Annotated in this window: 29 protein-coding genes; 13 read left to right on the top strand and 16 right to left on the bottom strand. The window is 67.1% G+C overall.

All coding sequences use genetic code 11. The features are described from left to right. Positions 1-19: 19 nt before the first annotated feature. The 5 genes from nagZ to AC07NY_RS19580 all read right to left on the bottom strand — a co-directional run bounded on the left by nagZ (position 20) and on the right by AC07NY_RS19580 (position 7,122). Entirely contained in the window at positions 20-1,030 is a 1,011-nt protein-coding gene (gene nagZ / locus AC07NY_RS19600) for a beta-N-acetylhexosaminidase (protein ID WP_494585198.1), read from the bottom strand. A 117-nt stretch (positions 1,031-1,147) separates the two neighbouring features. Continuing rightward, positions 1,148-2,242: a TRAP transporter substrate-binding protein gene (locus AC07NY_RS19595; protein WP_492286537.1), complete on the bottom strand. Its 1,095-nt coding sequence runs from the start codon at positions 2,240-2,242 to the stop codon at positions 1,148-1,150. Between the two features lie 186 nt (positions 2,243-2,428). Next, positions 2,429-3,964 (bottom strand): SPOR domain-containing protein, encoded by a 1,536-nt coding sequence (locus AC07NY_RS19590; protein WP_494585197.1) that lies wholly within the window; start codon positions 3,962-3,964, stop codon positions 2,429-2,431. Between the two features lie 102 nt (positions 3,965-4,066). Beyond that, positions 4,067-5,833, bottom strand: a complete 1,767-nt coding sequence (gene argS, locus AC07NY_RS19585; RefSeq protein WP_494585196.1) for an arginine--tRNA ligase — start codon at positions 5,831-5,833, stop codon at positions 4,067-4,069. A gap of 35 nt (positions 5,834-5,868) precedes the next feature. Continuing rightward, complete coding sequence (locus AC07NY_RS19580; RefSeq protein ID WP_494585195.1) at positions 5,869-7,122, bottom strand: deoxyguanosinetriphosphate triphosphohydrolase; 1,254 nt, start codon at positions 7,120-7,122, stop codon at positions 5,869-5,871. A 100-nt stretch (positions 7,123-7,222) separates the two neighbouring features. Here AC07NY_RS19580 and AC07NY_RS19575 point away from each other — a divergent pair, with 100 nt between their 5' ends. Then, positions 7,223-7,573 (top strand): HesB/IscA family protein, encoded by a 351-nt coding sequence (locus tag AC07NY_RS19575; RefSeq protein ID WP_492286541.1) that lies wholly within the window; start codon positions 7,223-7,225, stop codon positions 7,571-7,573. 3 nt (positions 7,574-7,576) lie between these two features. Here AC07NY_RS19575 and AC07NY_RS19570 read toward each other — a convergent pair whose 3' ends face one another. Beyond that, positions 7,577-8,452: an HD-GYP domain-containing protein gene (locus AC07NY_RS19570; protein ID WP_494585194.1), complete on the bottom strand. Its 876-nt coding sequence runs from the start codon at positions 8,450-8,452 to the stop codon at positions 7,577-7,579. A 21-nt stretch (positions 8,453-8,473) separates the two neighbouring features. Between AC07NY_RS19570 and AC07NY_RS19565 the strand changes: the two genes are divergently transcribed. Then, the gene (locus AC07NY_RS19565) at positions 8,474-8,719 is read left to right on the top strand and encodes a hypothetical protein (protein ID WP_492286543.1); all 246 of its coding nucleotides are present in this window, start codon (positions 8,474-8,476) and stop codon (positions 8,717-8,719) included. Positions 8,720-8,835: 116 nt separating this feature from the next. Here the strand turns inward: AC07NY_RS19565 and AC07NY_RS19560 are convergent, their stop codons facing one another. Then, positions 8,836-9,387 carry a cold-shock protein gene (locus tag AC07NY_RS19560; protein WP_492286621.1) on the bottom strand — a complete coding sequence of 184 codons (552 nt, stop codon included), beginning with the start codon at positions 9,385-9,387 and terminating at the stop codon, positions 8,836-8,838. Positions 9,388-9,654: 267 nt separating this feature from the next. Here AC07NY_RS19560 and AC07NY_RS19555 point away from each other — a divergent pair, with 267 nt between their 5' ends. After that, positions 9,655-10,284 (top strand): LysE family translocator, encoded by a 630-nt coding sequence (locus tag AC07NY_RS19555; protein WP_494585193.1) that lies wholly within the window; start codon positions 9,655-9,657, stop codon positions 10,282-10,284. On the opposite strand, the gene AC07NY_RS19550 is transcribed toward AC07NY_RS19555, so the two are convergent. Further along, complete coding sequence (locus AC07NY_RS19550; RefSeq protein WP_494585192.1) at positions 10,281-11,036, bottom strand: SIR2 family NAD-dependent protein deacylase; 756 nt, start codon at positions 11,034-11,036, stop codon at positions 10,281-10,283. The two genes, AC07NY_RS19555 and AC07NY_RS19550, sit on opposite strands and share 4 nt — an antisense overlap. A gap of 106 nt (positions 11,037-11,142) precedes the next feature. Between AC07NY_RS19550 and AC07NY_RS19545 the strand changes: the two genes are divergently transcribed. Continuing rightward, entirely contained in the window at positions 11,143-12,327 is a 1,185-nt protein-coding gene (locus AC07NY_RS19545; RefSeq protein ID WP_494585191.1) for an aminotransferase, read from the top strand. A gap of 124 nt (positions 12,328-12,451) precedes the next feature. Here the strand turns inward: AC07NY_RS19545 and AC07NY_RS19540 are convergent, their stop codons facing one another. After that, on the bottom strand, positions 12,452-12,844 hold the full coding sequence (locus tag AC07NY_RS19540) for a hypothetical protein (protein ID WP_306223942.1): 393 nt from the start codon (positions 12,842-12,844) through the stop codon (positions 12,452-12,454). Positions 12,845-13,056: 212 nt separating this feature from the next. On the opposite strand from AC07NY_RS19540, the gene AC07NY_RS19535 reads away from it, so the two are divergent. Continuing rightward, positions 13,057-14,031 carry a VOC family protein gene (locus AC07NY_RS19535; RefSeq protein WP_494585190.1) on the top strand — a complete coding sequence of 325 codons (975 nt, stop codon included), beginning with the start codon at positions 13,057-13,059 and terminating at the stop codon, positions 14,029-14,031. An 18-nt stretch (positions 14,032-14,049) separates the two neighbouring features. Here AC07NY_RS19535 and AC07NY_RS19530 read toward each other — a convergent pair whose 3' ends face one another. Together AC07NY_RS19530 and AC07NY_RS19525 are read right to left on the bottom strand one after the other, a co-directional pair. After that, positions 14,050-15,579, bottom strand: a complete 1,530-nt coding sequence (locus tag AC07NY_RS19530) for a UxaA family hydrolase (protein WP_494585189.1) — start codon at positions 15,577-15,579, stop codon at positions 14,050-14,052. A 114-nt stretch (positions 15,580-15,693) separates the two neighbouring features. After that, the gene (locus AC07NY_RS19525) at positions 15,694-15,975 is read right to left on the bottom strand and encodes a hypothetical protein (protein ID WP_494585188.1); all 282 of its coding nucleotides are present in this window, start codon (positions 15,973-15,975) and stop codon (positions 15,694-15,696) included. A 221-nt stretch (positions 15,976-16,196) separates the two neighbouring features. On the opposite strand from AC07NY_RS19525, the gene AC07NY_RS19520 reads away from it, so the two are divergent. The 6 genes from AC07NY_RS19520 (at position 16,197) to AC07NY_RS19495 (ending at position 20,103) form a co-directional block, all read left to right on the top strand. Next, on the top strand, positions 16,197-17,000 hold the full coding sequence (locus AC07NY_RS19520; RefSeq protein WP_494585187.1) for a hypothetical protein: 804 nt from the start codon (positions 16,197-16,199) through the stop codon (positions 16,998-17,000). A gap of 135 nt (positions 17,001-17,135) precedes the next feature. Beyond that, on the top strand, positions 17,136-17,840 hold the full coding sequence (locus tag AC07NY_RS19515) for a L,D-transpeptidase (RefSeq protein WP_492286552.1): 705 nt from the start codon (positions 17,136-17,138) through the stop codon (positions 17,838-17,840). Positions 17,841-17,926: 86 nt separating this feature from the next. Further along, on the top strand, positions 17,927-18,247 hold the full coding sequence (locus AC07NY_RS19510) for a hypothetical protein (RefSeq protein ID WP_492286553.1): 321 nt from the start codon (positions 17,927-17,929) through the stop codon (positions 18,245-18,247). 196 nt (positions 18,248-18,443) lie between these two features. Next, on the top strand, positions 18,444-19,145 hold the full coding sequence (locus tag AC07NY_RS19505; RefSeq protein WP_492286554.1) for a L,D-transpeptidase: 702 nt from the start codon (positions 18,444-18,446) through the stop codon (positions 19,143-19,145). 67 nt (positions 19,146-19,212) lie between these two features. After that, complete coding sequence (locus AC07NY_RS19500; RefSeq protein WP_494585186.1) at positions 19,213-19,599, top strand: ACT domain-containing protein; 387 nt, start codon at positions 19,213-19,215, stop codon at positions 19,597-19,599. Between the two features lie 42 nt (positions 19,600-19,641). Continuing rightward, positions 19,642-20,103, top strand: a complete 462-nt coding sequence (locus AC07NY_RS19495; protein ID WP_492286556.1) for a GNAT family N-acetyltransferase — start codon at positions 19,642-19,644, stop codon at positions 20,101-20,103. A gap of 32 nt (positions 20,104-20,135) precedes the next feature. Here AC07NY_RS19495 and AC07NY_RS19490 read toward each other — a convergent pair whose 3' ends face one another. The 3 genes from AC07NY_RS19490 to AC07NY_RS19480 form a co-directional block, all read right to left on the bottom strand. Next, the gene (locus AC07NY_RS19490; protein WP_494585185.1) at positions 20,136-20,726 is read right to left on the bottom strand and encodes an SCO family protein; all 591 of its coding nucleotides are present in this window, start codon (positions 20,724-20,726) and stop codon (positions 20,136-20,138) included. Then, complete coding sequence (locus tag AC07NY_RS19485) at positions 20,720-21,304, bottom strand: methyltransferase family protein (RefSeq protein WP_494585184.1); 585 nt, start codon at positions 21,302-21,304, stop codon at positions 20,720-20,722. Before AC07NY_RS19485 ends, AC07NY_RS19490 begins: the two co-directional genes overlap by 7 nt. 212 nt (positions 21,305-21,516) lie before the next feature. After that, positions 21,517-21,864: a phasin family protein gene (locus AC07NY_RS19480; protein ID WP_492286559.1), complete on the bottom strand. Its 348-nt coding sequence runs from the start codon at positions 21,862-21,864 to the stop codon at positions 21,517-21,519. Between the two features lie 295 nt (positions 21,865-22,159). Here AC07NY_RS19480 and AC07NY_RS19475 point away from each other — a divergent pair, with 295 nt between their 5' ends. Then, a complete protein-coding gene (locus tag AC07NY_RS19475) occupies positions 22,160-23,809 on the top strand; it encodes an SPOR domain-containing protein (protein ID WP_492286560.1) in 1,650 nt (549 codons plus the stop codon). Between the two features lie 58 nt (positions 23,810-23,867). On the opposite strand, the gene AC07NY_RS19470 is transcribed toward AC07NY_RS19475, so the two are convergent. Both AC07NY_RS19470 and AC07NY_RS19465 read right to left on the bottom strand, forming a co-directional pair. Continuing rightward, entirely contained in the window at positions 23,868-24,587 is a 720-nt protein-coding gene (locus tag AC07NY_RS19470; protein ID WP_494585183.1) for a DnaJ domain-containing protein, read from the bottom strand. Then, entirely contained in the window at positions 24,584-25,324 is a 741-nt protein-coding gene (locus AC07NY_RS19465; protein ID WP_492286562.1) for a VWA domain-containing protein, read from the bottom strand. The genes AC07NY_RS19470 and AC07NY_RS19465 overlap by 4 nt, the downstream gene beginning before the upstream one ends. 92 nt (positions 25,325-25,416) lie before the next feature. Here AC07NY_RS19465 and panC point away from each other — a divergent pair, with 92 nt between their 5' ends. Continuing rightward, positions 25,417-26,265, top strand: coding sequence for a pantoate--beta-alanine ligase (gene panC, locus AC07NY_RS19460; RefSeq protein WP_494585182.1), 849 nt, complete (start codon positions 25,417-25,419; stop codon positions 26,263-26,265). Positions 26,266-26,307: the final 42 nt, after the last annotated feature.

Below are 26,307 nucleotides of genomic sequence, written 5' to 3'. Positions count from 1 at the left end.
AAGGCGCAGATTCGGCCGTTCAGGCGCTCAAGGCAAGCGCGGCGGCGATCTCGGCGCGCGCGGCCTCAAGATCGACCGGCTCCGGCTCATGCCGGATGCGGCCGAGCGCAGCGTTAGCGCGGCGGGCGCGGGCGCCGGTCATCTCCGGCACGGCCCCGGCGACGGCGATCATCTCGTCCATGATGCCGTGGCAATGCAGGATGACGTCGACGCCGGCGCGGATCGCGGCCCGCGACTTGGCCTCGAACGAGCCCGACAGCGCCTTCATCGAGATGTCGTCGGTCATGATCAGCCCGTCGAAGCCGAGTTCGCCGCGCATGATCTCGCGCACGATCTTGCGGGAGATGGTCGCCGGGTTCTTCGAATCGAGCGCGGTGAAGACGAGATGCGCGGTCATCGCCAAGGGCATGTCGGCGAGATGCCGGAACGGCCGGAAATCATGCGCCCTAAGCTCGTCCAGCGAGGCATCGACGATCGGCAGGTCATGATGGCTGTCGGCGCGTGCCCGGCCATGACCGGGCATGTGCTTGACGACCGGCAGCACGCCGCCGGCAATCAGCCCCTCGGCCGCCGCCCGGCCGAGCCGCGCGACTTGGTCGGGGTCATGCGCATAGGCGCGGTCGCCGATCACGTCATGGCTGCCGGCGACCGGCACGTCGAGCACCGGCAGGCAATCGACATCGATGCCGACGCTCTTCAGGTCATGCGCCATCAGGCGGGCATTGAGCCGGACGATCTCGCGCTGGCGGATGGGGTCGTTGATCGCCAGGAAGGCGCGGGCCGACTGGTATTTCGGCCAGTTCGGCGGTCCCATGCGCTGGACCCGTCCGCCCTCCTGGTCGATCAGGATCGGCGCGTGCCAGCCGACCGTCTCGCGCATCTCGGCGGTCAGCGCCGCGACCTGCTCGGGCGTCTGCGTGTTGCGCTTGAAGACGATGAAGCCCCAGGGCCTTGCGTCGCGGAAGAAGGCCCGCTCGTCCGCGGTGAGGCTCGTGCCGAGGCAACCGGCGATGAAGGCGCGCGATGTCATGGCACCGGGTTACGGCATCGGCCCGAAAAGGGAAATGCGGTTTTCGGACAATGCCGGCGCGGGAATACAGAAAGCAGTGCGGGCGCGGTCATGAACCGACTGCGCCCGCACAACTTGTCACTTCACCTGCTGGTAGTTCTGCGCGTTGAACGCATCGAAGGGCAGCTCGGCGATGCGGAACCAGAGCTGCTCCTTCTTCCAGTACGGCAGGAAGGAATCGTAGAAGGTCTTGAAATTGGCATTGCTGGCGGCGAGCTCGCCATACATCGCGAAAGCCTCCTTGAACGCCGCCGTCATCACCTCTTGCGGGAAGGGGCGCAGCTCGGCGCCAGTGCCGGCAAGGCGAATCAGCGCGTCGGGGTTGTTGTGGTCGTACTTGGCCAGGCAATTCATGTTGGCCTCGGCGCAGGCCGCCTCGACGATCGCCTTGTAGGAAGCCGGCAGCTCGTTCCACTTGTCCTGGTTGGCGAGGAAGCTGACATTGGCATTCCCCTCCCAGAAACCGGGATAGTAATAGTACTTGGCGACCTTCACGAAGCCGAGCTTCTCATCGTCATACGGACCGGAGAACTCGACCGCGTCGAGCGTGCCGCGCTCCAGCGCCGGGTAGATGTCACCGCCGCCGATGGTCTGCGGCACGACGCCGAGGCGCGCCATGATCCGCCCGCCAAGGCCGGCGATGCGGAACTTCAGGCCCTTCAGGTCTTCAAGCGACTTGATCTCCTTGCGGAACCAGCCGCCCATCTGCGCACCGGTATTGCCCGACGGGATGGTGTGGACGTTGTAGCCCTTCATGAAGGCGCGGCAGAGCTCGAGACCGCCGCCCTGATAGAGCCAGGCATTCTGCTGGCGGGCGTTGAAGCCGAAGGGCAGCGAGGTCTCGAAGGCGAAGGCCGGGTCCTTGCCGATATAGAAGCTCGCCAGCGTATGGCTGCACTCGACGGTGCCGTTCTGCACGGCGTCGAGTGCCTGCAGGGCCGGCACGATCTCGCCCGGCGCGAAGACCTGGATCTGGAAATTGTTGTCGGTCGCCTCGGCCACGCGCTTCGCGACATGGGTCGAGATGCCATAGAGCGTGTCGAGGCTCTTGGGATAGCTGGAGGTCAGGCGCCAATTGATCTTGGGCTGCGACTGCGCAATCGCGGGCGCGGCGATGACGGCGCTGCCTGCGGCGCCGGCACCGGCGACCTTGACGAACTTGCGGCGATCCATGGGTTTACCTCCAGCGTTCTGCCGGCCCGCCATTTCGCGGCAGGCCACACGTTGTTGGGGAGGCTACTCGCATGGCCGAACGCATGAAACAAGCGTGGCAAGACACCCTGTCATGCGTCTGATTCAAATGAGAACGGCGGCGCCCGATGGGCGCCGCCGTCATGTCTCGTCACAGGTCGATCGCGATCAGTTCTTCGCGATGAAGCACTGTCCGCCGGCAGCCTGGAGCGCCGAGCACATCGAGGTCGCATCCTCGCGGGAGTAAGGCCCGACGCGGAGGCGGAACACGGTCTTGCCACCGGCAAGCTCGGTCTTGCGGACGATCGGCGCCTGGCCGCCGAGCTGCTGCGGATACTTGCGCTGAAGCGCCGCGAAGGTCGCGCGGGCCTCGGTCTCGCTGCCGGGCGCGCCGAGCTGCACCACGAAATCGCCGGTGCCAGCGCGCACGGCGGCCGTCGCCGGGGCCGGCGGCACGGCAGCCGGAGCAGGCGCAGCGCTGGCGAGGCGGGTCGGCGCGGCAGGCGTGGTCGCAGCCGGCGGCGTGGTGGCACGAGCCTCGACCTTGGGGGCGGCCGCGGGAGCCTGAGCAGCGCGAGGCTGCGCAAGCGCGGGATTCGTCGCCTGCCCGCCGATCGAGCGGCTCGGCGCCGAGCCGGTCGCGATCGGCTGATCGACGGCGATCGGGTTCTGTGCCGGCGTGCCGTCCGGACGGATCGAGACGGTACGGACCTTGCGCGGCTCGCCGAGACCCGGCACCGGCGGCATCGGGGTCAGGCCCGGCTCCGGCGGCGCAATGCTGCGCTCGGGCGCGCTCGGAGCGGCGGCCAGTGCCGTGCCGGCACCGGTGACCACGCGCGGCGGCATCGAGCGCGCGGCCTGCTGGACGTCGACCGGCTGCTCCTCGTTGTTCACGACCTTGCTCTGCGCCTGGGGGGCATCAGGGCTGCGCTCGTAGATCTGCTTGTTCTGGTTCGGAATCTCGGCGCCGCCGGGATTGGCGGGCGCGACCTTGACCGGGCTGGAATCGGCCGCAATCACCGGAGGCTGGCCGTCCTTGGTCGCCGAGCCACCACGCAGGGTGAAGGCGGCGCCAACGCCGACGAGACCGACGGCGATGACCGCAGCTGCGGCCCAGAGCCCCTTGCGCGAGCGGCGCGGCTCCAGGTCCGGCATGTCGTCTTCGCCATATTCGGGAGCCGGCATAGCCTGCTGGGCGTGGCCGTAATCATAGGCCGGCGCCTCGTCGGCATAGGCAGCCTGCGCGTGATGCGGCAGCGGAGCCTCATCGAGATCGCGCGGCTGGGCCGCGCCCTGGATCGCAGCCGGGCGGGCATAGGGCAGCGGCTCGGGCAGATCGAAATCAGGCTCGAAATCGCGTTGAACCGGGGCAGGCGCAGGCGCCTCCGCCCGACGCGGCTCGGTGCGGCGCAAAAGCGCCTCGAACTCGTCGAGCGCGCCGCGCATCTCGGCCGGCGGCTGACTCACCTCGGGCACGGCCGGAGCAGGCTGCTGCGGCACGACCTCGAAGCTGGGCTCCTGGCGCATCGCCGGGCGCCGCTCGGCGAAGATGTCCTTGAGCGGATCGTCCTGCCCGACGATGCGGGTCAGTTCCGCAAGCGGGTCGGCCTGCTGCCCCGGGCGGGGCGTCTGCCCTGCTCCGCGCAGCTGGCGCTCGAGATCTTCGAGATCGAGCGCGAAACGGTTCCTAGCTGGCTCACTCATGGTACGATCCATTCCAGCACAAGCCGCCTCTTCCTATGGAAGAACCGGGAACTCTGTGCGGTCAACCTGACCTTGTGCGCGCCGCCGGAAAAAGCTTTTCCGTCAGCGCATCTCTTCCGGCGCCGCAACTCCGGCGACAGCCAGACCGGAGGCAAGGACGCTGCGCACCGCGTGCACGAACGCCAATCTCGCCAAGGTCGACTTTCGATCAGTTTGATTAACGAACCGTAATTGCGGCGAGTCTTTGCCCTTGTTCCAGAGAGAATGGAAGGCGCTCGCCAGTTCATGCACGAAGAAGGCCACGCGATGCGGCTCGTGAGCTGCGGCAGCGCCTTCGATGATTCGCGGATAGGAAGCGAGCATCTTGACGATGCCGACCTCCGCCTCGTCGGTCAGGATCGAGAGATCGGCCCCGGCCAGCGCCGGCATCGACAGATCGAGATCGGGAAACGCCTCGCGCGCCTGCCTGAAGATCGAGGCGCAGCGCGCATGCGCATACTGGACGTAGAAGACCGGGTTGTCCTTCGACTGCTCGACCACCTTGCCGAGATCGAAATCCAGCGTCGCATCGTTCTTGCGGAAGATCATCATGAAGCGCACCGCATCGCGGCCGACTTCGTCGATGACCTCGCGCAGCGTGACGAAATCGCCGGAGCGCTTCGACATGCGCACCTGCTCGCCGTTGCGCAGCAGGCGCACGAGCTGGCAGAGCTTGACGTCGAGCGAGCCCTGCCCGCCCGTCACAGCCTTCACAGCGGCCTGCATGCGCTTGACATAGCCGCCATGGTCGGCGCCCCAGACGTCGATCATCTCCGGGAAGCCGCGCATGAACTTGGAGCGGTGATAGGCGATGTCGTTGGCGAAATAAGTGTAGCTGCCGTCGGACTTCAGCAGCGGCCGGTCGACATCGTCGCCGAACTTGGTGGCGCGGAACAGCGTCTGCTCGCGGTCCTCCCAGTCCTCGTCCTTCTGGCCCTTCGGCGGCGGCAGGCGGCCCTCATAGACGAGATCCCGCGCGCGCAGATCCTCGATGGTCTGGTGCACCGCGTTGGCATTGCCGTCCCGCCCCTGCAGCGAGCGCTCCGAGAAGAAGAGCTCGTGGACGACGCCGAGCGCGGCGAGATCGTCGCGGATCATCGCCATCATGCCGTCGATCGCCGCCTGCCGGACGAGCGGCAGCCAGTCCCATTCCGCCTTGTCGCGCAGCGACGGCCCATACTGTTCGGCCAGCGTCTTGCCGACCGAGACCAGATAGTCGCCGGGATAGAGCCCCTCGGGGATCGCGCCGATATCCTCGCCCAGCGCCTCGCGGTAGCGCAGGAAGGCGGAACGGGCGAGCACATCGACCTGCGCGCCGGCATCGTTGATGTAATATTCGCGGGTGACGTCATGGCCGGCAAAGGCGAGCAGGCTCGCCAGCGCATCGCCGAACACGGCGCCGCGGCCATGGCCGACATGCATCGGCCCGGTCGGGTTGGCCGAGACATACTCGACATTGACCCTGGGCTGGGGCTTCGGCGTGCCGCGCCCGTAATCCAGCCCCGCCTCGATCGCCGCCTTCAGCACTGCGGTGAACACCGCCGGCTGCAGCCTCAGGTTGATGAAGCCGGGGCCGGCGATCTCGGCCTTGGTGATCTCCGGGTCCTTGGACAGCTCCTCGACCAGCAGCGTCGCCAGCGCGCGCGGATTGGTGCCGGCATCCTTGGCCAGAACCATCGCGGCATTGGTGGCGAGATCGCCATGGGCCGGATCCTTGGTCGGCTCGACCACGACACGCGCGAGATTGAGGCCGGCCGGAAGCGCGCCTCGCTCGGCGAGGCCTGAGAGCGCAGCGTGAAGACGGGCGGAATAGATCTCGAACAGGTTCATTGCGGCCACGATTGCGGATGGGAAGCCGCCCGGCCCTATCGCAGCGAGGGGGTGGCGTCAAACAGGCGGCGGTGCTCGTCGAGCGCGTACCAGTCCGTCATCCCCGCGATATAGTCGGCAATACGGCGGGCGCGGCGGTGTTCGTCGAGCGGATCGCAGCCCGCCGCCCACTCCTCCGGCATCGTCGCCGGATCGGCGCTGAAGCGCTGGAACAGGTCGCGCACCACCTGCGCCGCATCGGCCCGGATCGGCGCGATGCGCGGGTGGCGATACATGTTCGGATAGAGAAAACCCTTGATGTCGCGATCGGCGGCCTCGATCGCCGGCGAGAACGCGATGACCGGAGCATCCGCCCGCCGGATCGCGTCGGCATCATCGGGCATCAGCGCTATCAGGCGCCGCTGCGATTCCGCGATCACGTCCTCGACGAAGCGTGTGATCACCCGCCGTACCAGTTCGTTGGTGGCACGCGCCCGCTCCAGCCCCGGATGACGCCGCTCGATCTCGTCGAGCAGTTCGGCAAGGAACGGCACCGCCTGGAGCTCGGCATGGCCGAACAAACCGGCGCGCAAGCCGTCATCGATGTCATGGGCGTTGTAGGCGATGTCGTCGGCCAGCGCAGCAGCCTGCGCTTCGGCCGAGGCATAGCTGTCGAGCCAGAGGTCCTGACGCTCCTGATACTCGACGATCGCGATGGGGATGCCGTTCTTGACATAGCGCGCCGTGGGCCTGCCCTGATGGTCGAGCAGCGGGCCGTTATGCTTGACCAGCCCCTCCAGCGTCTCCCAGCTCAGGTTGAGCCCGTCGAAATCGGCATAGCGCCGCTCCAGCCGCGTCACGATCCGGAGCGTCTGGGCGTTGTGGTCGAAGCCGCCGAACCCGGCCATGCACTCTTCCAGCGCATCCTCGCCGGTATGGCCGAAGGGCGTGTGGCCAAGGTCATGCGCCAGCGCCAAGGCCTCGGCCAGATCCTCGTCGAGGCCGAGCGCACGCGCCAAGGCTCGGGCGATCTGCGCCACCTCGATCGTATGGGTCAGGCGCGTGCGGTAATGGTCGCCCTCATGCGAGACGAAGACCTGCGTCTTGTGCTTCAGCCGGCGGAAGGCGGTCGAATGGATGATGCGGTCGCGGTCGCGCTGGAACTCGCCGCGCGTCGCCGAGGCCGGCTCCGCCACGAGGCGCCCGCGGCTCGTCGTCGAGCGGCAGGCATAGGGCGCGCGCCAGCGCTCCCCCGGCTCGGTACCGGGCGCGAAGGAAAAGCCGGGCGGCTGGTTCTGTGGATGCGGCATGGCTGCCCCGTCGCGCGCCCGTGCTTGTAGAGGCGCTGCCGGGCCATTACCTTCCCGGGTAACCAGGGTGCAAGGAGCATCTGCCCAAGGAGCCCCGAATATGTCGACCGATCTTGCGGTCAACCCGCGCGGCATCGCAGTCACCGCGAATGCCGCCAAACGGATCATCTCGGTGATGGCGCAGGAGCCGCCGGGATCGATGCTGCGCGTCAGCGTGGCCGGCGGCGGCTGCTCCGGCTTCCAGTACATCTTCGATGTCGATCGGGAAAAGACGGCGGACGATCTCGTGATCGAGCGCGACGGCGCGACCGTCCTGATCGACGAAACCTCGCTCGACCTCCTCGAAGGCTGCACGATCGACTTCGTCGACGACCTGATCGGTCAGTCCTTCCGCATCACCAATCCGAACGCGACCAGTTCCTGCGGCTGCGGGACATCCTTCGCGGTCTAAGGCTCAGGCGGCATTCCCGGCAGCGCGCTTCAGGACGGGCTTGCCGTACTGGCCGAGACGGGCGATCTCGGAATCGAGAACGACCTCGCCGAAGACCCTGACGAGATCGCGGTCGAGCTTTCCGCCCATCGCGACGAGCGTCGCATAGGCATCGCCCGGCGGCATCGGCGGCTTGTAGCTGCGCCGCTCGATCAGGGCGGCATAGACGTCGCAGATCGTGATGATCCGCACCGGATCAGGAATCTCACCCGCACCGAGGCCGTGCGGGTAACCCGAGCCGTCGAGATATTCGTGATGCGAAAGCACCGCGGCGAGGACCAGTGGCGCGAATCCCCCCTGCGCGACCAGCATGTCATGGCCGATCCCGGGATGCTCGCGCATGACCTCGCGCTCCTCCGGCGAGAGGCCCGCGGGCTTGCGCAGGATATCGAGGGGAATCCGGGCCTTTCCGATATCATGCAGAACGGCCGCCTCTGCGATCAGCCGCCTGTCGGCTTCGCGGAAACCGAGCCGCTGGGCGAAAGCCGCGGCCAGCCCTGAGACGAGCAGACAATGCTGGTAGGTGGCATCGTCGTGCCGCCACACCATGTCGAGCCAGGCGTTCAGGTCGCCGCCATCGGCTGCACGGTTGAGGGCCGTGACGCTGTCCTCGATCGCCTTCATCGGCAATCCGGCGCCGGCCTCAGCCGCCGCCATCAGATCGGAGAGTGCCGCCGAGGCCGCTACGAAACGCTTCCCGAGCGCGGCCGCGGCACCGGACTGGCCGGGTGGGGCCAGCAGCAGCCCGACCTTGTCGAGCAGCACGGCAGTGGGAACATCGGCCGGCAGGATTTCCGTCGCGCCGAGCGCATTGGCCTGAATCTGGCAGCGGCTCGACATGTCGCGGAGCAGGAAGATGCAATGCACACCGGCATGCAGGCGCGGCGCGAGCGCCGCACGCGCCGCCTCGATGCTCGATCGTTCGGAGAGGTCGACATCGACGACGAGAAGGCTGGCGCCTTCACGCGGGGCATCCCCGCCACCGCCAGACGACAGCACCGCGCACGGACCCCAGATCGAGAGAATCCGCTGCAGCGCCTGACGGCGTTCGTCGTGATCACTGAGCAGAAGAACGATGACGCGGCCTCCGAGGAAGCCAGCATCTGAAAACCGCGCGGATTGATGAACCGTAAAGCCGGTCGCGAATACTGGGACTGATCGCAAACAAAATGGAACGCAAAGCGAAACCGAAGGGGCGGTTGCCTCTCCGGTCTCCGCGCAACTCAGTGCGCGACGGTGGCGCCGCCGCCCTGTTCCAGATGGATTTCGGCAGCCATCAGGCCCTTCGGTCCGGGTCCGTAGCGCACCAGGACCGTCTGTCCCGGAATGAGCTCGACGAGACCGTAGCGGCGCAGCGTCTCCATATGGACGAAGATGTCCGGTGCACCCTCGCCCTTCGAGACGAAGCCGAAGCCGCGCAGGCGATTGAACCACTTCACCACCATGCGCTCGAGCCCGCTCGTCGGCGAGACCGCGACATTGGTGCGCGCCATCGGCATCTCGGAGGGATGGCGGCCGGCGGAGGTGTCGATCGAGAGCACGCGCACGGCCTGGCGGCCCCGCGCCTTCTCGACGGCTTCGAGCACGATGCGAGCCCCTTCCGCTATCGTATTGAATCCGTCGCGCTTCAGGATCGTGACATGGAGCAGGACATCGGCGCCGCCGGTCTCCGGCACGACGAAGCCATAGCCCTTGGAGACATCGAACCACTTGACGTAGCCGGTGACCTCGACCGGTACCTCCGTCGCGTGGCTGCCCGGCCCATCGAGCCGCATGACACGATTGAGTGACTGGATGGGACCCATCGGTGGCCGCCCGCTCTCACCGAATTCGTCGGACATGTGCCGCTCACCCCCACGCGCAACGCTTGATTCGCGTTGTCACGATACCATTGCTGCCGATTCAGGATACAGCCCCGAAAAATTCGTCCACATCATCCAACGCCTCCGATGGCCGGGCGGGATCAGCTCATCGCCAGACGCGTAACGGCCGAGGCCAGGGCCGTGGCATGATGCCGGAACGCCACATCATCGGGATTCGCCATGCTCGACCTGTCCACGCTCGCGCTCTTCACCGCCGCGGCGGCGGTCCTCACGGCCACGCCCGGCCCCGACATGCTGCTGATCGCCTCGCGCAGCCTCAGCCAGGGGCGGATGGCCGGCCTCCTCACCTATGCCGGCATCGCGATCGGCAGCTACCTCCAGGCCTTCGCCGCGGCCTTCGGCCTGTCCCAGCTCTTCCTCCTCGTGCCCACGGCCTATGACGTGCTGCGCTGGGTCGGCGCGGCCTACCTCGCCTATCTCGCCTGGACGACCCTGCGCTCGCAGGCGCCGCTCTTCGCGCCCGGCCGCGTCGCCACCGTCCCGCTGCGGCGCATCTTTCTACAGGGGCTCTGGACCAACCTGCTCAACCCGAAGATGGCTCTGTTCATGCTCGCGCTGCTGCCGCAGTTCCTGAAGCCGGAACTGGGCTCGATCGCGCTTCAGGTCGTCGTCCTCGCGACGATCCTGAACATCATGGGCCTGCTGATGAACGGCATCGTCATCCTCGCGGCGAGCCGCATCGGCCAGGCGCTGGCCAGCCGGCCGGCTCTGGCGCGCCTGCCGCAAAGGCTGATGGGCGCGGTGTTCGGTGGCCTTGCCCTTAGGCTCGCGCTCGCCTCGCGCGATTAACCCGACAGCGCGCCCAGCACCGCCCCGCTCTCGGCACGGATGACGAGATCGGCGATCGGATCGAGCTCGGTCGGCTCGCGATTGAGGATGACGAGCTTCGCCCCCTGCCGCTTGGCGATCACGGGCAGGGTCGCCGCCGGAAAGACCACCAGCGACGAGCCGACGACGAGGAAGAGGTCGCATTCCAGCGCCAGCATCTGCGCCCGCTTCATCGCCTCCTGCGGCATGGCTTGCCCGAAGGAGATCGTCGCGGATTTCACCGGCCCGCCGCAGATCATGCATTCGGGCGGCTCGCCGGTGGCCTCAAAGACCGGCCGGATTGCCGCCAGTTCATGTCGCCAGCCGCAGGTCAGGCAGGTCGCGTAGGTGCCGTTGCCATGGAGTTCGATGACCTTGTCCTCGGGCACCCCGGAGGCCTGATGCAGGCCGTCGATATTCTGGGTGACGATGGCGGGCGAACGCCCCTCCGCCACCAGCCGGGCGAGCGCGCGATGGCCGCTATTCGGCTCCGCACCGCGATAATGGTCGTCCATCGTGAACTTGCGGCGCCAGGCCTCGATGCGGACCTCGCGGCTCTCGACGAAGGCGTCGTAGGGAATCGGCTTGTTGACCATCCAGGGCGACCCGGGCGTGCGGAAATCCGGCACGCCCGATTCCGTCGAGATGCCGGCGCCGGTGAAGCTGACAATGCTGTCCGCCTCGTCGAGCAGTTCCTGCAGCGCAGCGATGGCATCCTCGGTCTCGTCCTGCATGCGCTCGCCCGATCGCTGGATTGGAAGTGCTCCAGATATGGCGCGGGTTTGCTGCGCTTCCAAGGCGATTGACGCCAACGCCCGCGCGCCGCAAACCAGTAAGACCATGCCGACGACCGCCACAGCCCAACTCAATCCCGATCTCATCGATACCGGCACGCCGCCGATCCCGGAGGCGCAGGGCTGGGCGCGCGCCTATGGCGGCGCCCGCGGCCCACTGATCGATCTCTCGCAGGCGGTTCCCGGCGCCCCGCCGCCGACGGCCCTGCTCGAGAAGCTCGCCGCGGCCGCAGCCGAGCCCGGCAGCACGCGCTATGGCGGCATCACCGGCGACGCGGCCTTGCGCGAGGCCTATGCCGCTGAAATCTCCCGCATCTACGGCACGGCCTTCGCGCCGGCCGAGGTCGCGATCACCTCGGGCTGCAACCAGGCCTATGTCGTGACGATGATGGCGCTGGCGCGGGCCGGCGACAACGTGCTGCTGCCGACGCCCTGGTATTTCAACCACGAGATGACGCTGACCATGCTCGGCGTCGAGGCCCGCCCGCTCCCTTGCGCGCCGGAGGCCGGCTTCGTGCCGGATGCCGCGACCGCCGAGGCGCTGATCGACGACCGCACCCGCGCCATCGTGCTCGTCACGCCCAACAACCCGACCGGCGCGGTCTATCCGCCGCAGACCATCGCCGCCTTCGCCGCGCTCTGTGCAAGGCGCGGCATCTGGCTCGTGCTGGACGAAACCTATCGCGATTTCCTGCCCGCCGAGGTTGCGAAGCCGCACGAGGTCTTCGCGACAACGAGCTGGCAGGATTCGGTGATCGGCCTTTACAGCTTCTCGAAAGCCTATGCGATTCCGGGCTGGCGCCTCGGCGCGATCACGGCCGGCGAGCCGGCGCTCGCCCAGATCGGCAAGGTGCTCGACTGCGTGCAGATCAGCCCGGTCCGGGCCGGGCAGGCTGCGGTGACCTGGGGCATCGATGGCATCCGCGACTGGCGCGAGCGCAACCGCGCCGAGATCAACGCCCGTGCCGATCTCTTCCGCAAGGCGATGGCACCGCTCAACGGCTGGCGCGTGCTCTCGGCCGGCGCCTATTTCGCTTATGTCGCCCATCCCTTCGAGGGGGTGCCAGCGGCTGAGGTGGCGCGCCGCCTCGTCGAGGATTGCGGCGTGCTCGCCCTGCCCGGCCCCTATTTCGGCCCCGGCCAGGAGAACCACCTGCGCATCGCCATCGCCAATGTCGCGGCCGACAGGATCGAAGGCTTGCGCGAGCGGCTGACGGGGTTTTCGTTCTGAGATCTCCAGCGCGTCATGCCCGGGCCTGACCCGGGCATCTCGTGAAGGAGAAGGCTCCTGAAGCCTCCATCGGCCTGAGATTCCCGGGTCGCAGCTTCGCTGCGCCCGAGAATGACGGGTAATCCTACCGGAACAGCTCCGCGTAGCGGTCGCGATAGGCCCAGACCAGCATCGAGCCCAGCACCACCAGGATGACAGCCACCGGCAGGCCCTGTGGATTGATCGTCGCGTGGAACAGCACGATCACCGCCATCACGGGCGCGATCAGCGCCAGGCCGAATGCCGGCACGACATTCGAGATCAGGCTGAGCGCGCCCGTCAGGTTGATCGCCTTGATGAAGGGCCAGATGAAGCCTGAATCCTGCAAGGCGGTCTCGAAGACGACGCCGCGCGGGCTGGTCGGCGGATGGATCAGGTTCACGCCCGTGGCGAGCCACCAGAAGCCGTCGACGGCGCTGATCAGGAAGATCACCCCGAGCAGGACGCGCGGGATGGTGACGAGGAAGAAGGTCTTCATGGAGATCCGGACCGATGGAAGAAGTGCCCCCGAGATCGCTGGCAACCAGCGCCGGAGCCATCCTTGGTCGCGGCTCGCAATGGTCCGGTTCAATCGGCACGACGAAAATTCCAGCGCCCCCGGCGCACCTGCCCACGCGCTTGTGAGATGCGCCGGCGCCCTCTCCCGTTCATGACGACAGCAGCAGCCACGCCAGCCTCATGCCTCGACCGATGAACAGCACCCAGACCCGCCGCTTCCTGCTCCAGCTTGCCGGTACCGCTTCGCTCGCAAGCGCCGCCAGCCTCGCCGCTCGCGCCGAGGGCGGCCCCGTCGCCGCGCCGTCCGCCGGACCGGGCTTCGCCAGCAAGACGCCGATCCGGATCGGTGCGGCCGCGCTCAGGGTGCGCGATGTCGAGCGGATGACCAGCTACTACCGCGACGTCATCGGCCTCGTCGTGCTGGCGCGTGGTACCGCCTCCGTCACGCTCGGCACCACTGAGGGCGCCCTGCTGACGCTGGAACCGAAGCCGGGCGCTGCCCTTGAGCCGCCGACGGCCGCAGGCCTCTTCCACATCGCTTTCCTGATGCCGAGCCGGCGGGATCTGGCACGCTGGCTGCTCCATGTCGCGCGCAACCAGACTCCGCTGACCGGCTTCGCCGACCATAGCGTCAGCGAAGCGGTCTATCTCAACGATCCCGAAGGCAACGGCATCGAGGTCTATGCCGACCGCCCGGCCGAGAACTGGCGCTGGGACAACGGCCGCGTGGTGATGGGCACGCATCGGCTCGATGTCGACGGCATCCTGTCGCTGGCGAATACCGGCATCAGCGACTATGCCAAGGCGCCGGACGGGCTGCGCATCGGGCATATCCATCTGCGCGTCGGCGATGTCGATGCCGGCGACAGATTCTACAAGGACCTGCTGGGCTTGGCCCCGACCAGCCGGCGCGACACGGCGAGCTTCCTGTCCTCAGGCGGCTACCATCACCATCTCGCGCTCAACACCTGGAACAGCGCGGGTGCCGGGCTGCGCGACGAGGCCAGCACCGGACTCGCCTGGTTCTCGCTGATGACGCAGAAGCCGGAATTGATGACCGCGCAGGCCGAACGCCTCGCCGGAGCGAAGCTCACGGCCACGCCGATCGCGGGCGGCTTCGAAAGCCTCGACCCCTGGGGCACGCGCGTCAGGCTGCTGCAGGGCTGAGATCGCCCTGCCTACCTCTCACATCGTCGCGCCGATCTGCCAGGGCACGTATTCAGCATCGCCATAGCCGAGCTCTTCGGACTTCGAGCGCTCGCCCGAGGCGACCTTCAGCAGCTTGTCGAAGATTTCGCGGCCCTTCTGCTCCAGCGAGACGCCGTCGAGCACATCGCCGCAATTGATGTCCATGTCGTCGATCATCTTCTCGTAGATCGGCGTGTTGGTCGCGAGCTTCACCGAGGGCGTCGGCTTGCAGCCATAGGCCGAGCCGCGCCCGGTGGTGAAGGCGAGGATGTTCGAGCCGCCGGCCACCTGCCCGGTCGCCGCGACCGGATCGTAGCCGGGCGTGTCCATGTAGACGAAGCCCTTCTCCTTCACCCGCTCGGCATAATGATAGACCGCCGAGAGCGTCTTGGTACCGCCCTTGGCCGCCGCGCCGAGCGACTTCTCCAGGATGGTGGTGAGCCCGCCCGCCTTGTTCCCCGGCGAGGGGTTGTTGTTCATGCTCATCCGGGCGCGCTCGGTGTAATCCTCCCACCACTTGATGATGCCGACGAGCTTCTCGCCGACCTCGCGCGTCGCGGCGCGACGCGTCAGCAGATGCTCGGCGCCGTAGATCTCGGGCGTCTCGGAGAGGATCGCCGTGCCGCCATGCTCGACGAGGATGTCGACGGCGGCACCCAGCGCCGGATTGGCGGTGATGCCGGAGTAACCGTCCGAGCCACCGCATTGCAGGGCCAGCATCAATTCGGAAGCCGGCACCGTCTCGCGCACGGCACGGTTGGCGATCGGCAGCATCACCTTCAGCGCATCAATGCCGGCGGCGACCGCCTTCTTGGTGCCGCCGGTCTCCTGGATCGTCAGCGTGCGGAAGACGTCGCTCTCGCTGATCCCATAAGCTTCCTTCATGCGGCTGATCTGGAAGCCTTCGCAGCCGAGCCCGACGACCAGCACCGCCGCCATGTTGGGGTTGCAGGCATAGCCCCAGGTGGTGCGCTTCAGCACCTCGAAGCTCTCGCCATTGTAGTCGATGCCGCAGCCGGTGCCGTGGGTCAGCGCGATCACGCCGTCGACATTGGGGTAATCGGCGAGCAGCCCGGAGCGCTTCACCTCCTCGGCCATGAAGCGCGCGGCCGAGGCCGAGCAGTTCACCGAGGTCAGGATGCCCACATAGTTGCGCGTGCCGGCCTTGCCATTGGCGCGACGGAAGCCCTCGAACGTCGCCTGCTGTTCGACCGGCAGCACGAATTCGGGCTTGGCCTCCGCAGCGAAGGCGTAATCGCGGTCGAAGGCGTGGAAGCCGGTATTGTGCTCGTGCACCCAGTCGCCCGGCACGATATCGGCCGTGGCAAAGCCGATGATCTGGCCGAACTTGCGGATCGGTTGATCCTTTGCGATCGGCACGATCGCCATCTTGTGCCCGCGCGGGATGCGCTTCAGCGCCTCGACGCCGGCCGCGGTCACACCGAGATCGACGGGATCGACGGCGACGACGACATTGTCGGCGGCGTTGAGCTTCAGCGTACGGGGCGGCGCGGACTTGTCGAGCATGGCGGGAACCGAAATCTCCGGGCACCGCGACGGCGGCGCGCGCTCCTAGAGATGCGCCGATCCGGCGCTGTTTTCAATCGGTTCAAATGAGGAAACGGCCATGCGCCGGCTGAGCTAGTAGTCCAGGCGCGCGCTCAGGCCGGCGCGAACATCGCCCATCGTCAGCGAGCGCAGATAGGCATGCAGGGCGAGCGGCGCCCGGAAACCGAGCTTGCCACCCTTGTCCCAGACGGTGACGATCACACCCTTCAATCCGGCATTCTCAGCCGATTGCCCGATATGGTCGATGATCTTCTGCTGAGCGCTCCGGCACAGATCGGAGAACGATGCCTCGACCGGCACGATCACCATGTCGGACTGGCGGTCGCGCGCGAAGGCGACATTGAATGCTTCCATGGCCCCTTCCCCTGTCATGGCGTCGCGCGTTTTCGCGCTTATCCGAGCCGCCATGTTCACGCATTGATAACCCAAGATGACGCGAGCCCCCTCATTCAAATGACGGAGGGTCACCTCTGCTTCCGGCCCCTTGCGGATATTCAGGCATCGACGGGATCATCCGCCAGCAGCCGGGGCATCGCGAGCCGCGACATCGGCGACGATCAGGGAAGCATAAAGCGATGCCACAGCCGTCGACGGGCACCTCCAATCAACCTGAGATCATTGCCATCGAGCCGGATGAACGCCTCGTGGTGCTGGCGCGCACCCTGGACGCCCGGTCGGCAGCAGCCGGAGAGACGCTGGAGCAGGCGGCGCATGAGTGGAGGCACTTTGGCGAGACCTGCCTTGGCCGCGCGCTCTACCGCCATCACGCGATCTTCAAAAGCCAGTCCGACGCCCCCGTCTGGAGCCATGCCGAGTTCATCTACTTTCGGGATATCGTTCCAGGCGAGGTCGTCGCAGAGCTCGTCCATGTCCCGCAGCCATCCGGCCTGCATCTGCTCCGCGCGGAACTCCTTCTTACGACTCCCGCTTCCTTCATCTTTCCGCGTGGTTGGGCCGGATCGTCTCACCGGCCGCATCGCAAGCCGTCGATCGAGTATCTCGACGTCGCTCCCGCCCATCTCCGCGACTATCGCGAGATCATGCGGCGCTATATCGGCCCCGCCGCCTCGAAACTCGTCACGATGGGAAAGCTCGGGACATTCAGGACAATGGAGACGGCCGCTGTTCTGTTCGAAGATCCGTCGCTGGGCACGACATGGAACCAGATCCATCTGAGCGAGGTGGACGCCGAAGGGTTTCAAGGGTTCGGGCGGGAGCTCGACGCGGCGCTACGCGAGATCGCTCCGAATGGCGGCTTTGCCGAGCTTTTCGCCGGGCTCGACGGAATGCGGACGATTCCGCGCTGGACGCTGAACGATGCCGTGCTGGAGGACGACGCTGCCCTCGGTGAATGGAGCACGGCCCGAGCAGCCGGTTGAACCGCGCGGCGACATAGCATTGGCGCCCGGCGCAACCTGCATTTCCAGTTCATTAAGAACGCCCGAAACGCGAGTTCACCCGACAGTAACCATCCAAGCCGATGTATCTCCTCAGACCTTCCCGAGAGATACCCGATGCTGACCCGCCGCTCGTTTACCTTTCCCGCCCTGTCCATCGCGGCAGCGGGCCTGGCCGGATGCGGCTCGCGAAGCATCGTCGCCCTGCCCGAGATCGGCTCGGCCCCGAAGGGTCTGACGACCCGCACGCTCGCCCGGCCCAACTATGCCGAGGTCTATACCGAATACCCCGGCGAGCGCTTCCCGATCATGGCGATCGACTATCAGCGCATCGATTCCCGTTACCTCCGGCAGACGGTCGCGTTCCCGCGCGACGAGAAGCCCGGCTCGATCGTGGTCGACCCCGCCGGCTACCATCTCTATTTCGTCGAGTCCCCGCGCGTCGCGACGCGCTACGGCGTCGGCGTCGGTCGCGAGGGCTTCGGCTGGTCCGGCCCGGCCCAGATCAACATGAAGCGCGACTGGGCCGACTGGGTCCCGCCCCCGGAGATGATCGCGCGTGACCCCGCGATCAAGGCCCAGCTTGAGCAGACGCCACGCGGGCTCGGCGTGCGCGGCGGCTCGAAAAGCCCGCTCGGCGCCCGCACGCTCTACCTCTTCGGCGAAGGTCGCGATCTCGGCTATCGCATTCACGGCACATTCGAGCCCTACACGGTCGGCACCAATGTCTCGTCGGGCTGCATCCGGATGATCAATCAGGACATCGCCCATCTGTACGCGCGCGTCGCGCCCGGCACGCCGGTGACCGTTCTGCCCGTGTGATCTCGCCAGATGAACGGCAGCCAACAGACCGGTTCAGGTTTCGTTGAGGTGCCGCGTGGTTTGATCGCCATCGAAAGGAGTTTGCCATGCGCAAGCTGTTGATTTTTGCCACGATTGCAATCGGGAGCGCGCTCGCCGCACCGGCCATGGCCTCCGAGGCCCTGCCGAAGGCCCTGGCCGAGCGCCTCGACAAGGCGCCGGCCGAGTATTCCTGGTCGGCCGCGGCCGAGCGTCGGCACATGATCATGGAAGAGACCATGCGCCAGCAGCGCTATGGCCGCGGTGGTGGCTACGGCCCGCCGCGGGGCTATGGTCCGCCGCGCGGCTATGGTTACGGCCCCGGCCCGGGCTGGGGTCCGCCGCCGCCGCGCTATTACCCGCCTCCGCCGCCTCCGGGCTGGTGGTGATCGCAAGAGCGACGGGCAACCGTCGCTCTTTTTTCGCCTGCGCCATCACGCCTTTGGCGCGGAGCAGGTCCCACGACGAAGGCTGGCGCTTGCCAGCCCGGCCCTCTGGCGGCAATCTCCGCCCCGCTATCGAGTTCAACGCGTGCATGCCGGAGCGAGGCCTCGCCGGGCAGCAGGACATGGGAAATCCTGGATCATGATCATTGACGGTAGGAATGCCGGTGCCGGCGAGATGGCTTCGCTCGGGCGCCGGTCGGGGCTTGTCGATCGCCGCTCGTTCCTGGTCGGCTCGGCGGCCGGCCTTGGCGCGCTCGGGCTTGGCGGCTGCGCGGCAACCGACGGCATGAGCCTCGCCGAGGCACAACTGGTCTACGGGCCGGTGCCCGACAAGAAATTCGCGATTCCCGCCGCCGAGATCGCCAAGGTTGATCCAAAATACTGGCGCCGCACCGTCCGCTACGAGACCAAGGAAGCGCCGGGCACGATTATCGTCGATCCCGCCAACTACTACGTCTACCGCATCGAGGAAGGCGGCAATGCGACCCGCTACGGCGCCAATGTCGGCCGTGACGGCTTCCGCTGGAACGGCGATGCCTATGTCGGGCGCAAGTCGGAATGGGCGACCTGGACGCCTCCGCCGGAAATGATCAAGCGCCAGCCCGAAGCGGCGAAATATGCCCGCGGCATGCCCGGAGGGCTGGAGAATCCGCTCGGCGCCCGCACGCTGCATCTCTACCAGAACGGCAGATACACGCTCTACACGATCTATGCGTCGAGCGACGCGGAATCGATCGGCTCCGGCATCACCAGCGGCTGCGTCGGCCTGCTCAGCCAGGACATGATCGATCTCTACGATCAGACGCCGGTCAAGACGAAGGTCGTCGTCCTACCGGCCTGAGCTCCGGGCATCAGCCGGATCGACGGGGCGGCGCCAAGCGCCGCCCTTCTTCATAGAAGGATGGCGCATGTCGGTTGCTTTGAGACTGCGTAGCGTTGCCGGCGTCTATGGCGTCGCACGGCTCGGCCCGACTTCTCCCATTCCGAACTGGTTCGACGGCCCCGGCTTTTCCGCGCTGATGCGCGCGGAGGACGAACTGACGCTCGTCTGCCTGCAGGAGCGCATACCTGAGACCGTCGAAGTCGAGAGGAACTGGCGCTGCTTCCGCAGCCTCGGCCCGATCCCCTTCAATGCGACCGGAATCGTGCAGGCGCTGATCGAGCCTCTGTCCAGCCAGGCTATCGGCGTTTTCGTAGTCTGCACCTTCGATGGCGAGCATATCCTCGTCGCCGATGCCGATTGGGAAAAATCGAGGCGCCTGCTCGAACGGGCAGGCCATGTCTTCGAATCCTAGAAGCCGCTGCTCCTGCGAAAGCAATCGGCGATCCCTTTCGTCATGACCGATCTCGTCATTCGCGCAGCCGAGCAGGCCGACCTGCCCGCGCTTCAGGATCTCTATCGCCACCTCATCCCGGAGGATGAGCGCTGTCCTGACGGCAAGGCAGCGGACATTCTGGAAAAGCTGCGGAGCTTCGAGGGCAGCGCCGTCCTGCTCGGCTTCCTCGGCAACGACCTCGTCGCGAGCTGTACCGTGATCGTCATCCCGAACCTGACACGCGGCGGGACGCCCTATGCGCTGATCGAGAACGTCGTCACGGACACTCGCCATCGCAACCGAGGGCTCGGAAAGGCGATCCTGAAGGCCGCGATCGACCGTGCCTGGGAAGCCGGTTGCTACAAGGCGATGCTGATGACGGGCTCGAAGAAGTCATCCACGCTTGCGTTCTACGAGGCTGCCGGCTTCGAGCAATCCAAGACCGGGTTTCAGGCGAGGCGGCTTCCCGTCCGCGCGGAATAGCGGCGACCCGCGTTATCCTGCGCCACCGCCCCTTAGCGCAGCACCATCCGCAGCTTGGCCAGCGCCGATGAATCGGCTTCGTGATAGTCGATCATCGTGCGGAACGCGCCCTCGCCGGTCATCAGATAGACATTGGCGGTATGGTCCATGGTGTAGCCACCATCGGCGGGAACCTTCTTCGCATAGGCCTTGAACGCTCCGAGCACCGCATCGACCTGCTCCTGCGAGCCGGTGAGACCGGTCACGCCCGGATCGAAGGATTGCAGATAGAGCGCGAGCTGCGCCGGCGTATCGCGCTCCGGATCGACCGTGATCAGCAGGATCTTCAGCCGTGCCGCATCCGTGCCCAGCTGCCGGGTCAGGCCGCCCAGCCGCAGCAGCGTGGTCGGGCAGACCTCCGGACAATGCGTGAAGCCGAAGAACACGGCGAGCGGGCTGCCACGGAAATCGGCATCGGTCACCGCCTTGCCGGTATGGTCGACCAGAGAGAATGGGCCGCCGATCGCGGCCTGCTGTTCAGTCCGTGATCGATCCGACATCCACCAGCCCATCAGGATCGAGGTCGAGACGAAGCCGACGATCAAGACGAGCGCCCAGGCTCCATAGCGTACGAGTTTCAGCATGGCCTGCCGACCCAGCGGTTCACCCGGCGCTGGTAGGCGAGATAGGGCGCGCCGAGATCGCGGCGCAGCACGCCCTCCTCGATCCGGACCTGCAAGGCGATGGCGAACAGGACGGCGAATGCGAGGGCCAGTTCGACCAGGCCCGGCCGAACAAGGAACAGGCCGATGAAGAGGAGCGCCTGGCCGACGAAGGCGGGGTTCCGCGAGACAGCGAAAGGACCGCTATCGACGATCGCCCCGCTCTCGCCCTCGGCAGAGCCGATACGCCACGACCGCCCCATATGAAGCTGGGCCCAGAGCGCCAATCCCGCTCCGGCGACCATGAGCGTCAGGCCGGGAACGCCGGACGGCACGCCAAACAGCGTCTCTCCGCCAAGCCAACCACGAACCGGCGGCCAGAGCACGCTACCGGCAAAGCCGAGCTTGAACAGGAGCGCGGGCAAACGCTGCGATCGGCCACCGCGCGTGAAGATCCAGACAGGCTCGCCGCTGTCCCGCGCCTGCTTCAGCGACAGAAACAAGAAGGCTCCGACATAGCCGAGCGTGACCAGGTAAGCGGCAATCTCTGTCTCGGACAAAACACGGTCTCCGGCTCACGGCGGCGGCGGGACCTCTCGTCTACAAGCTGAAGTCACTAGAGCTTCAAGCCCTAATCGGGAGCCGGGCTCAATGCCGCCCGATGCCGCAGGCTCGCGGGGCCCACCAACGAAAAACCCCGGCCTCACGGCCGGGGTTCGCAAACGCAACTGAACTCACAGGGCTTCGGCGGCCTGTCGGCCGCCGGCCGCAATCACGCCTTCGGGGCGGTCGGGACAGCCTTGGCAACGATGCCTTCGAACGGCTTGTAAGCGTCCTTGGCGAGAGCGGTGTAGAGCTCGCCCATCTTGGTGAGCTGGGCAACGGCGCCCTCGAACGAGGTCTTGATGAAGTCGGCCTGGATCTCCAGGGCCTTGTCGAAGGTCTTCACGCCAGCGAGCTTCTCGAGCGTGGCGGTGCCGGCCTCGAAGGACTTCTTGGCATAGTCGGTGGTCTCGACGGCGATCGCCTGGACACTCTTCGAGGTGGTGCCGAAGGCCTTCAGAGCGGCGTCGACGTTGTCCTTGGAAGCCTTCTGGATGGTCTCGAACTGCTGGATCATGGGTCGTCTCCTGGCACTCTGCGGTGCCGCCTTAGGTGATGGGCCGGATCGGCCCGATACGTCGCCCCAAGGTCGTGTGACCGTGATCACCACCGGGGACTGCCTGCATATTGTGCATTGCAACATGAATGTCAAGAGAACGCTGCAATGCACCAAACGCAGATCGTTCCACTGGCAACCGTTCAAGTTTTAACGGCTCCGTAACCGCAACCGCCTAACCTCTCCAACTGTGTCCCCTGCGCCACGATGAGCCAGGCGCGGGATCGGCCCATGGTTGTGTGTTCGAGGCGGGTTCATGTTGTCTGGTTGCGTTGGGTTGCGGCGGCCGCGTCTGCGGGCTGTCGCCGGTCTGATCGGTGTCGTTGCCGTAGCGGCCACGATCGCTTCCTCCCCCGCCGAGGCGCGCAAGCGCCGTCATGCCGGCGGTGGCGGCTACACCCCTCCCTATGCCGCAATGGTGGTCGATGCGAAGACTGGCCGCACCTTGCATGCGGTCAACGAGGATGCTGCGCGCATCCCGGCCTCGCTGACCAAGGTCATGACGCTCTACATGCTGTTCGAGCAGATGGAGCGCGGCCGCTTCACTATGGATTCCGAGCTCAAGGTCTCGTCCTACGCGGCCTCGCAACCGCCGACCAAGCTCGGCCTGCGCGCCGGCTCGACCATCGCGGTCGAAGACGTGATCAAGAGCATGATCACGCTCTCGGCCAATGATTCCTCGGTCGTCGTCGCCGAGAACATCGCCGGTTCCGAGGAGGCCTTCGCCGAACAGATGACGCGCAAGGCGCGCTCTCTCGGGATGGGCTCGACCCGCTTCTACAATCCGCACGGCCTGCCGCATTCCCCGCCGAACCTGACGACGGCGCGCGACCTCACCATTCTCGCCCGCGCCATCCAGGAACGCTTCCCGAAATACTACCCGCTGTTCTCGATGCGCGCCTTCCAGTACGGCAGCCGCACGATCCGCGGGCATAACCGCCTGCTCGGCAAGGTCGAGGGCGTGGACGGCATCAAGACCGGCTACACCCGCGCCTCCGGCTTCAACCTGATGACCTCGGCCAAGTCGGAAGGCCGCCATGTCGTCTCGATCGTGCTCGGCGGCCGTTCCGGCGCGTCGCGCGACAAGATCATGACCGATCTCGTGCTGGCGAGCCTGCCGCGCGCCTCGACCAGCGGCCGCTCCTCGGTGATGGTCGCCGAGGCTCCGGAGCCGGAAGAGCGTCCGCGCTCGATCCAGCAGGCGGCAGTCGCCGAGCCCGCGCCGATCCCGGTGCCGCGTCCGCGCCAGCAGCCGCAGGTTGAGGAGCAGCCCGCTCTCCCGGCCGCCGCCCGCGCCTATGCCCCGATGCCGACCACCACGCCGATCGCGCCGCCGCGCCCGATCTCTGTCGCCGGCAGCCAGCCGCTGCAGGTCTCCGGCATGCGCCCGGTCGCCGCGACCACCACGCCGTCTGCCATGCGCTGGTCGATCGGCGCCCAGCCGGCAGATGCCAAGGTCCTGCGCCCGCCGGCGAATGTCGACGTCACCTCCTCGATCGCCAGGGCGCCCGAGCCCGTCGCCGAGCCGGTGAAGGTTGCCGAGGCCAAGATCGACGTTCCCGCCGCCCCCATCGCTCGCAAGGTCGAGGCCGCCCCGGCCAAGGTCCAGGCGCCGGAGCCCGCTCCCGCCATGTCGCATCAGGCCGCGATCGTCGCCTCCGGCAAATGGGTGATCCAGCTCGGCGCCACCGATGACGAAGGCAAGGCCAAGGAAATCCTGGCCCGCGCCAAGGCCAAGGCCTCCGGCTCGCTCGCCAGCGCCTCGGGCTTCACCGAGAAGGTCGCGAAGGGCGGCTCCACCCTCTTCCGCGCCCGCTTCGCCGGCTTCGACGACTCGAAGGACGCGCAGAACGCCTGCAACCAGCTGAAGCGCGGCGGCTTCTCCTGCTTCGCCACCCGCAGCTGACCGAGGATCCGGGAAAGGAGTTCACGACATGTCGCAGACCCACTCCCCGACCCCTTCGCTAGCGCTGCTTCAGAAGGACGTCCTTGGCCTGGTTGACGCGAGCGGCAAGGCCGCTGGTGCCCCCGGCATCCGGGTGGATGCGCTTCATCAGGGCCCGATGGGCTTCGCGGATCGCCTCCTCGCCCGCCCCCGGCTGAAGCCCCAGGATATCGTAGGCCTCCTGCTGCGTCATCGCGCCCGCGCCCGGCGCGCCGCGCTGCCCCGCGTCGCCATCACGCTGAGCGTCTTCACGCCAGCCGGGCGTCCGGCGGTCGAGATATGCCTCTAGCAGCCGGGCTCCGTCCGGATCGCGCGTGAGGCAGTCGCGCATCAGCGCGGCAAGCTCAGCCATATCCAGGCTGTCGAGCGCCCGCCCCGCATAGGGGCCGGTGGTGACGCTGCCGGTCATGCCCCCGCTATCGTGGTCGAGTTCCATCTCCAGCAGGGCCGATTTGACCTTCGAGGTCGCCCCCGGCGTCGGGCCGGCGCGATCGGCCCAGGGAAAGCGGATGCCACCGGGTCCGGTCGCGCTCCAGCCGAGCAGCCAGGCGCCGACGCCGCCGAGGAAGATCGCCATATCCATCCGGCCGCGCACCATCAGCAGCCCGGCAACGCCGAGCGCGGCCACACCGCCGCCTGTCTTCGCCAATCGCGCCAGCACCTTGGGATTGGCCCCGGCGAAGAGCTTCGCCAGCCACCAGACAATGATCAGGACGGCAACGCCGTAAAGCAGGCTCACCGGCGGCCTCCATCCATCGCGGCGATCAGCCCCTTCACCGCGGGCGTCGAACCCGCCAGCCGCAGCATCGCCTCGCGCCCGCCGGCCGCATAGGCGGCCGCCCCGCGCAGGAGATCGAGCAGGGAAGCCGGCGCATTCACGTCGAACCGGGCATGGGCTCCGCCGGTCAGCCGCGCGATCGTCGCGAAGGCGCCGCTCGCCGCCGGGTCATGCCCCTCCTGGAAGACGAAGCCGCGGATGCCGCGCAGGCCGAGTTCGCCGGCGAGCGCCGCCAGAGCATCGACATCCTCCTCCATCGCGTCGCCGACATAGACGAAAGCCCTGACTGGAACGGATTTCGCCTCATCGCGCACATGACGCAGCACACGCGCGATCTGGGTCTGGCCGCCCTCGCAGGCGATGCGGCGCATCAGACCGGTCAGACGCGCCGGCTCGCCGACCCAGCCCGAGGCGCGGCACTCGCCGATTCCCCGGAAATAAACGAGCTGTACGGCGAGCCCCCCGCTTTGCGAGGTGACATCGAACATCCGGGCCTGCAGCGAACAGGCGAGGTCCCAGGTCGGCTGGCGGCTCATCGTGGCGTCGAGCGCGAAGACGAGCCGCCCCGCCTGCCCGCTCGCCAAGGGCGCGAGCTGCTTCGCCGCACCGAGAAAACGATCGATCTCGCCCGGCTGCGAGTGCGTTGCCGGTGCGGTCGTCCCCGCCTTGCCGACGGCCCGGTCCTTCCTCTCGCTCATCGACCCCTTCGTTCCGCCTGAATCATCCTTCGCCCTGATATTGGCCATGGCGGCGGCATTTGCTACCCGTGCGGCGAACGGAGGGCGCGCAAGTGGCTGGGATTACGGTTTTCGAGACGGTCGCCGCGATGCGCGAAGCCGTCGCCGGCTGGCATGCCGCCGGCGAGAAGGTTGCGCTGGTCCCCACCATGGGCGCGCTGCACGAGGGCCATATCGCTCTCGTCAGCGAAGGCCAGCGCCATGCGAAGCGCGTTATCGTCACGATCTTCGTCAACCCGACGCAGTTCGCGCCGCATGAGGATTTCAAGAAATACCCGCGCACCTTCGACGACGATTGCGCCAAGCTCGTCGCAGCCGGCGCCGACGCCGTGTTCTTCCCCTCGGTCGAGGAGATGTACCCGGCCGGCTTCGCCACCCGCGTGCTGCTGCTTGGCCCGGCCGCCGTCGGACTGGAGGACCGCTTCCGCCCCACGCATTTCGAGGGCGTCGCGACGATCTGCTGCAAGCTCTTCACGCAGTCGCGTGCCGATTACGCGATCTTCGGCGAGAAGGACTACCAGCAGCTCAAGGTCGTAACTCGCATGGCCGCCGATCTCGATCTCGGCATCAAGATCATCCCGCTGGCGACGATCCGCGAGGCGGACGGCCTCGCGATGTCCTCGCGCAACCGCTACCTCTCGGACGAGCATCGGGCGCTCGCACCGCTGCTTCAACGCGTGATGCAGGATCTCGCCGCACGTATCCGCAATCGCGATGACCTGTTCAAGGCGGTCGCAGACGCGCAGAATGCAATTATCACCGCCGGTTTCGAACTCGACTATCTGGAAGCGCGCCATGCCGAGACGCTGGCGCCGGTCGCCTCGCTGGCGGACGGCCCGATCCGCCTGATCCTCGCCGCGCGCATCGGCAGCACGCGGTTGCTCGACAATATTCCGGTGTGAACCGCGTCATTCTCGGGCGAAGCGTAGCGCAGACCCGAGAAT

It is taken from the genome of Allobosea sp. GW821-FHT09G06 (assembly GCF_059416005.1).
Note: the sequence above shows the minus strand (reverse complement) of the source record. Positions and strands in the feature narration are given on the sequence as shown.

Bases quoted from the DNA above. Each gene is read 5' to 3' on its own strand.
- AC07NY_RS19590 (WP_494585197.1), bottom strand. From the start codon at position 3,964: ATGAGTGAGCCAGCTAGGAACCGTTTCGCGCTCGATCTCGAAGATCTC.
- AC07NY_RS19480 (WP_492286559.1), bottom strand. From the start codon at position 21,864: ATGATCCAGCAGTTCGAGACCATCCAGAAGGCTTCCAAGGACAACGTC.
- AC07NY_RS19545 (WP_494585191.1), top strand. From the start codon at position 11,143: ATGCCGACGACCGCCACAGCCCAACTCAATCCCGATCTCATCGATACC.
- AC07NY_RS19465 (WP_492286562.1), bottom strand. From the start codon at position 25,324: ATGAGCGAGAGGAAGGACCGGGCCGTCGGCAAGGCGGGGACGACCGCA.
- AC07NY_RS19595 (WP_492286537.1), bottom strand. From the start codon at position 2,242: ATGGATCGCCGCAAGTTCGTCAAGGTCGCCGGTGCCGGCGCCGCAGGC.
- AC07NY_RS19530 (WP_494585189.1), bottom strand. From the start codon at position 15,579: ATGCTCGACAAGTCCGCGCCGCCCCGTACGCTGAAGCTCAACGCCGCC.
- AC07NY_RS19510 (WP_492286553.1), top strand. From the start codon at position 17,927: ATGCGCAAGCTGTTGATTTTTGCCACGATTGCAATCGGGAGCGCGCTC.
- AC07NY_RS19490 (WP_494585185.1), bottom strand. From the start codon at position 20,726: ATGCTGAAACTCGTACGCTATGGAGCCTGGGCGCTCGTCTTGATCGTC.
- AC07NY_RS19565 (WP_492286543.1), top strand. From the start codon at position 8,474: ATGCACACCGGCATGCAGGCGCGGCGCGAGCGCCGCACGCGCCGCCTC.
- AC07NY_RS19560 (WP_492286621.1), bottom strand. From the start codon at position 9,387: ATGCGGCTCGATGGGCCGGGCAGCCACGCGACGGAGGTACCGGTCGAG.
- AC07NY_RS19515 (WP_492286552.1), top strand. From the start codon at position 17,136: ATGCTGACCCGCCGCTCGTTTACCTTTCCCGCCCTGTCCATCGCGGCA.
- argS (WP_494585196.1), bottom strand. From the start codon at position 5,833: ATGAACCTGTTCGAGATCTATTCCGCCCGTCTTCACGCTGCGCTCTCA.
- AC07NY_RS19500 (WP_494585186.1), top strand. From the start codon at position 19,213: ATGTCGGTTGCTTTGAGACTGCGTAGCGTTGCCGGCGTCTATGGCGTC.
- AC07NY_RS19570 (WP_494585194.1), bottom strand. From the start codon at position 8,452: ATGTCGAGCCGCTGCCAGATTCAGGCCAATGCGCTCGGCGCGACGGAA.
- AC07NY_RS19520 (WP_494585187.1), top strand. From the start codon at position 16,197: ATGCCACAGCCGTCGACGGGCACCTCCAATCAACCTGAGATCATTGCC.
- nagZ (WP_494585198.1), bottom strand. From the start codon at position 1,030: ATGACATCGCGCGCCTTCATCGCCGGTTGCCTCGGCACGAGCCTCACC.
- AC07NY_RS19550 (WP_494585192.1), bottom strand. From the start codon at position 11,036: ATGCAGGACGAGACCGAGGATGCCATCGCTGCGCTGCAGGAACTGCTC.
- AC07NY_RS19555 (WP_494585193.1), top strand. From the start codon at position 9,655: ATGCTCGACCTGTCCACGCTCGCGCTCTTCACCGCCGCGGCGGCGGTC.
- AC07NY_RS19505 (WP_492286554.1), top strand. From the start codon at position 18,444: ATGATCATTGACGGTAGGAATGCCGGTGCCGGCGAGATGGCTTCGCTC.
- AC07NY_RS19535 (WP_494585190.1), top strand. From the start codon at position 13,057: ATGAACAGCACCCAGACCCGCCGCTTCCTGCTCCAGCTTGCCGGTACC.
- AC07NY_RS19475 (WP_492286560.1), top strand. From the start codon at position 22,160: ATGTTGTCTGGTTGCGTTGGGTTGCGGCGGCCGCGTCTGCGGGCTGTC.
- AC07NY_RS19540 (WP_306223942.1), bottom strand. From the start codon at position 12,844: ATGAAGACCTTCTTCCTCGTCACCATCCCGCGCGTCCTGCTCGGGGTG.
- AC07NY_RS19580 (WP_494585195.1), bottom strand. From the start codon at position 7,122: ATGCCGCATCCACAGAACCAGCCGCCCGGCTTTTCCTTCGCGCCCGGT.
- AC07NY_RS19575 (WP_492286541.1), top strand. From the start codon at position 7,223: ATGTCGACCGATCTTGCGGTCAACCCGCGCGGCATCGCAGTCACCGCG.
- AC07NY_RS19525 (WP_494585188.1), bottom strand. From the start codon at position 15,975: ATGGAAGCATTCAATGTCGCCTTCGCGCGCGACCGCCAGTCCGACATG.
- AC07NY_RS19495 (WP_492286556.1), top strand. From the start codon at position 19,642: ATGACCGATCTCGTCATTCGCGCAGCCGAGCAGGCCGACCTGCCCGCG.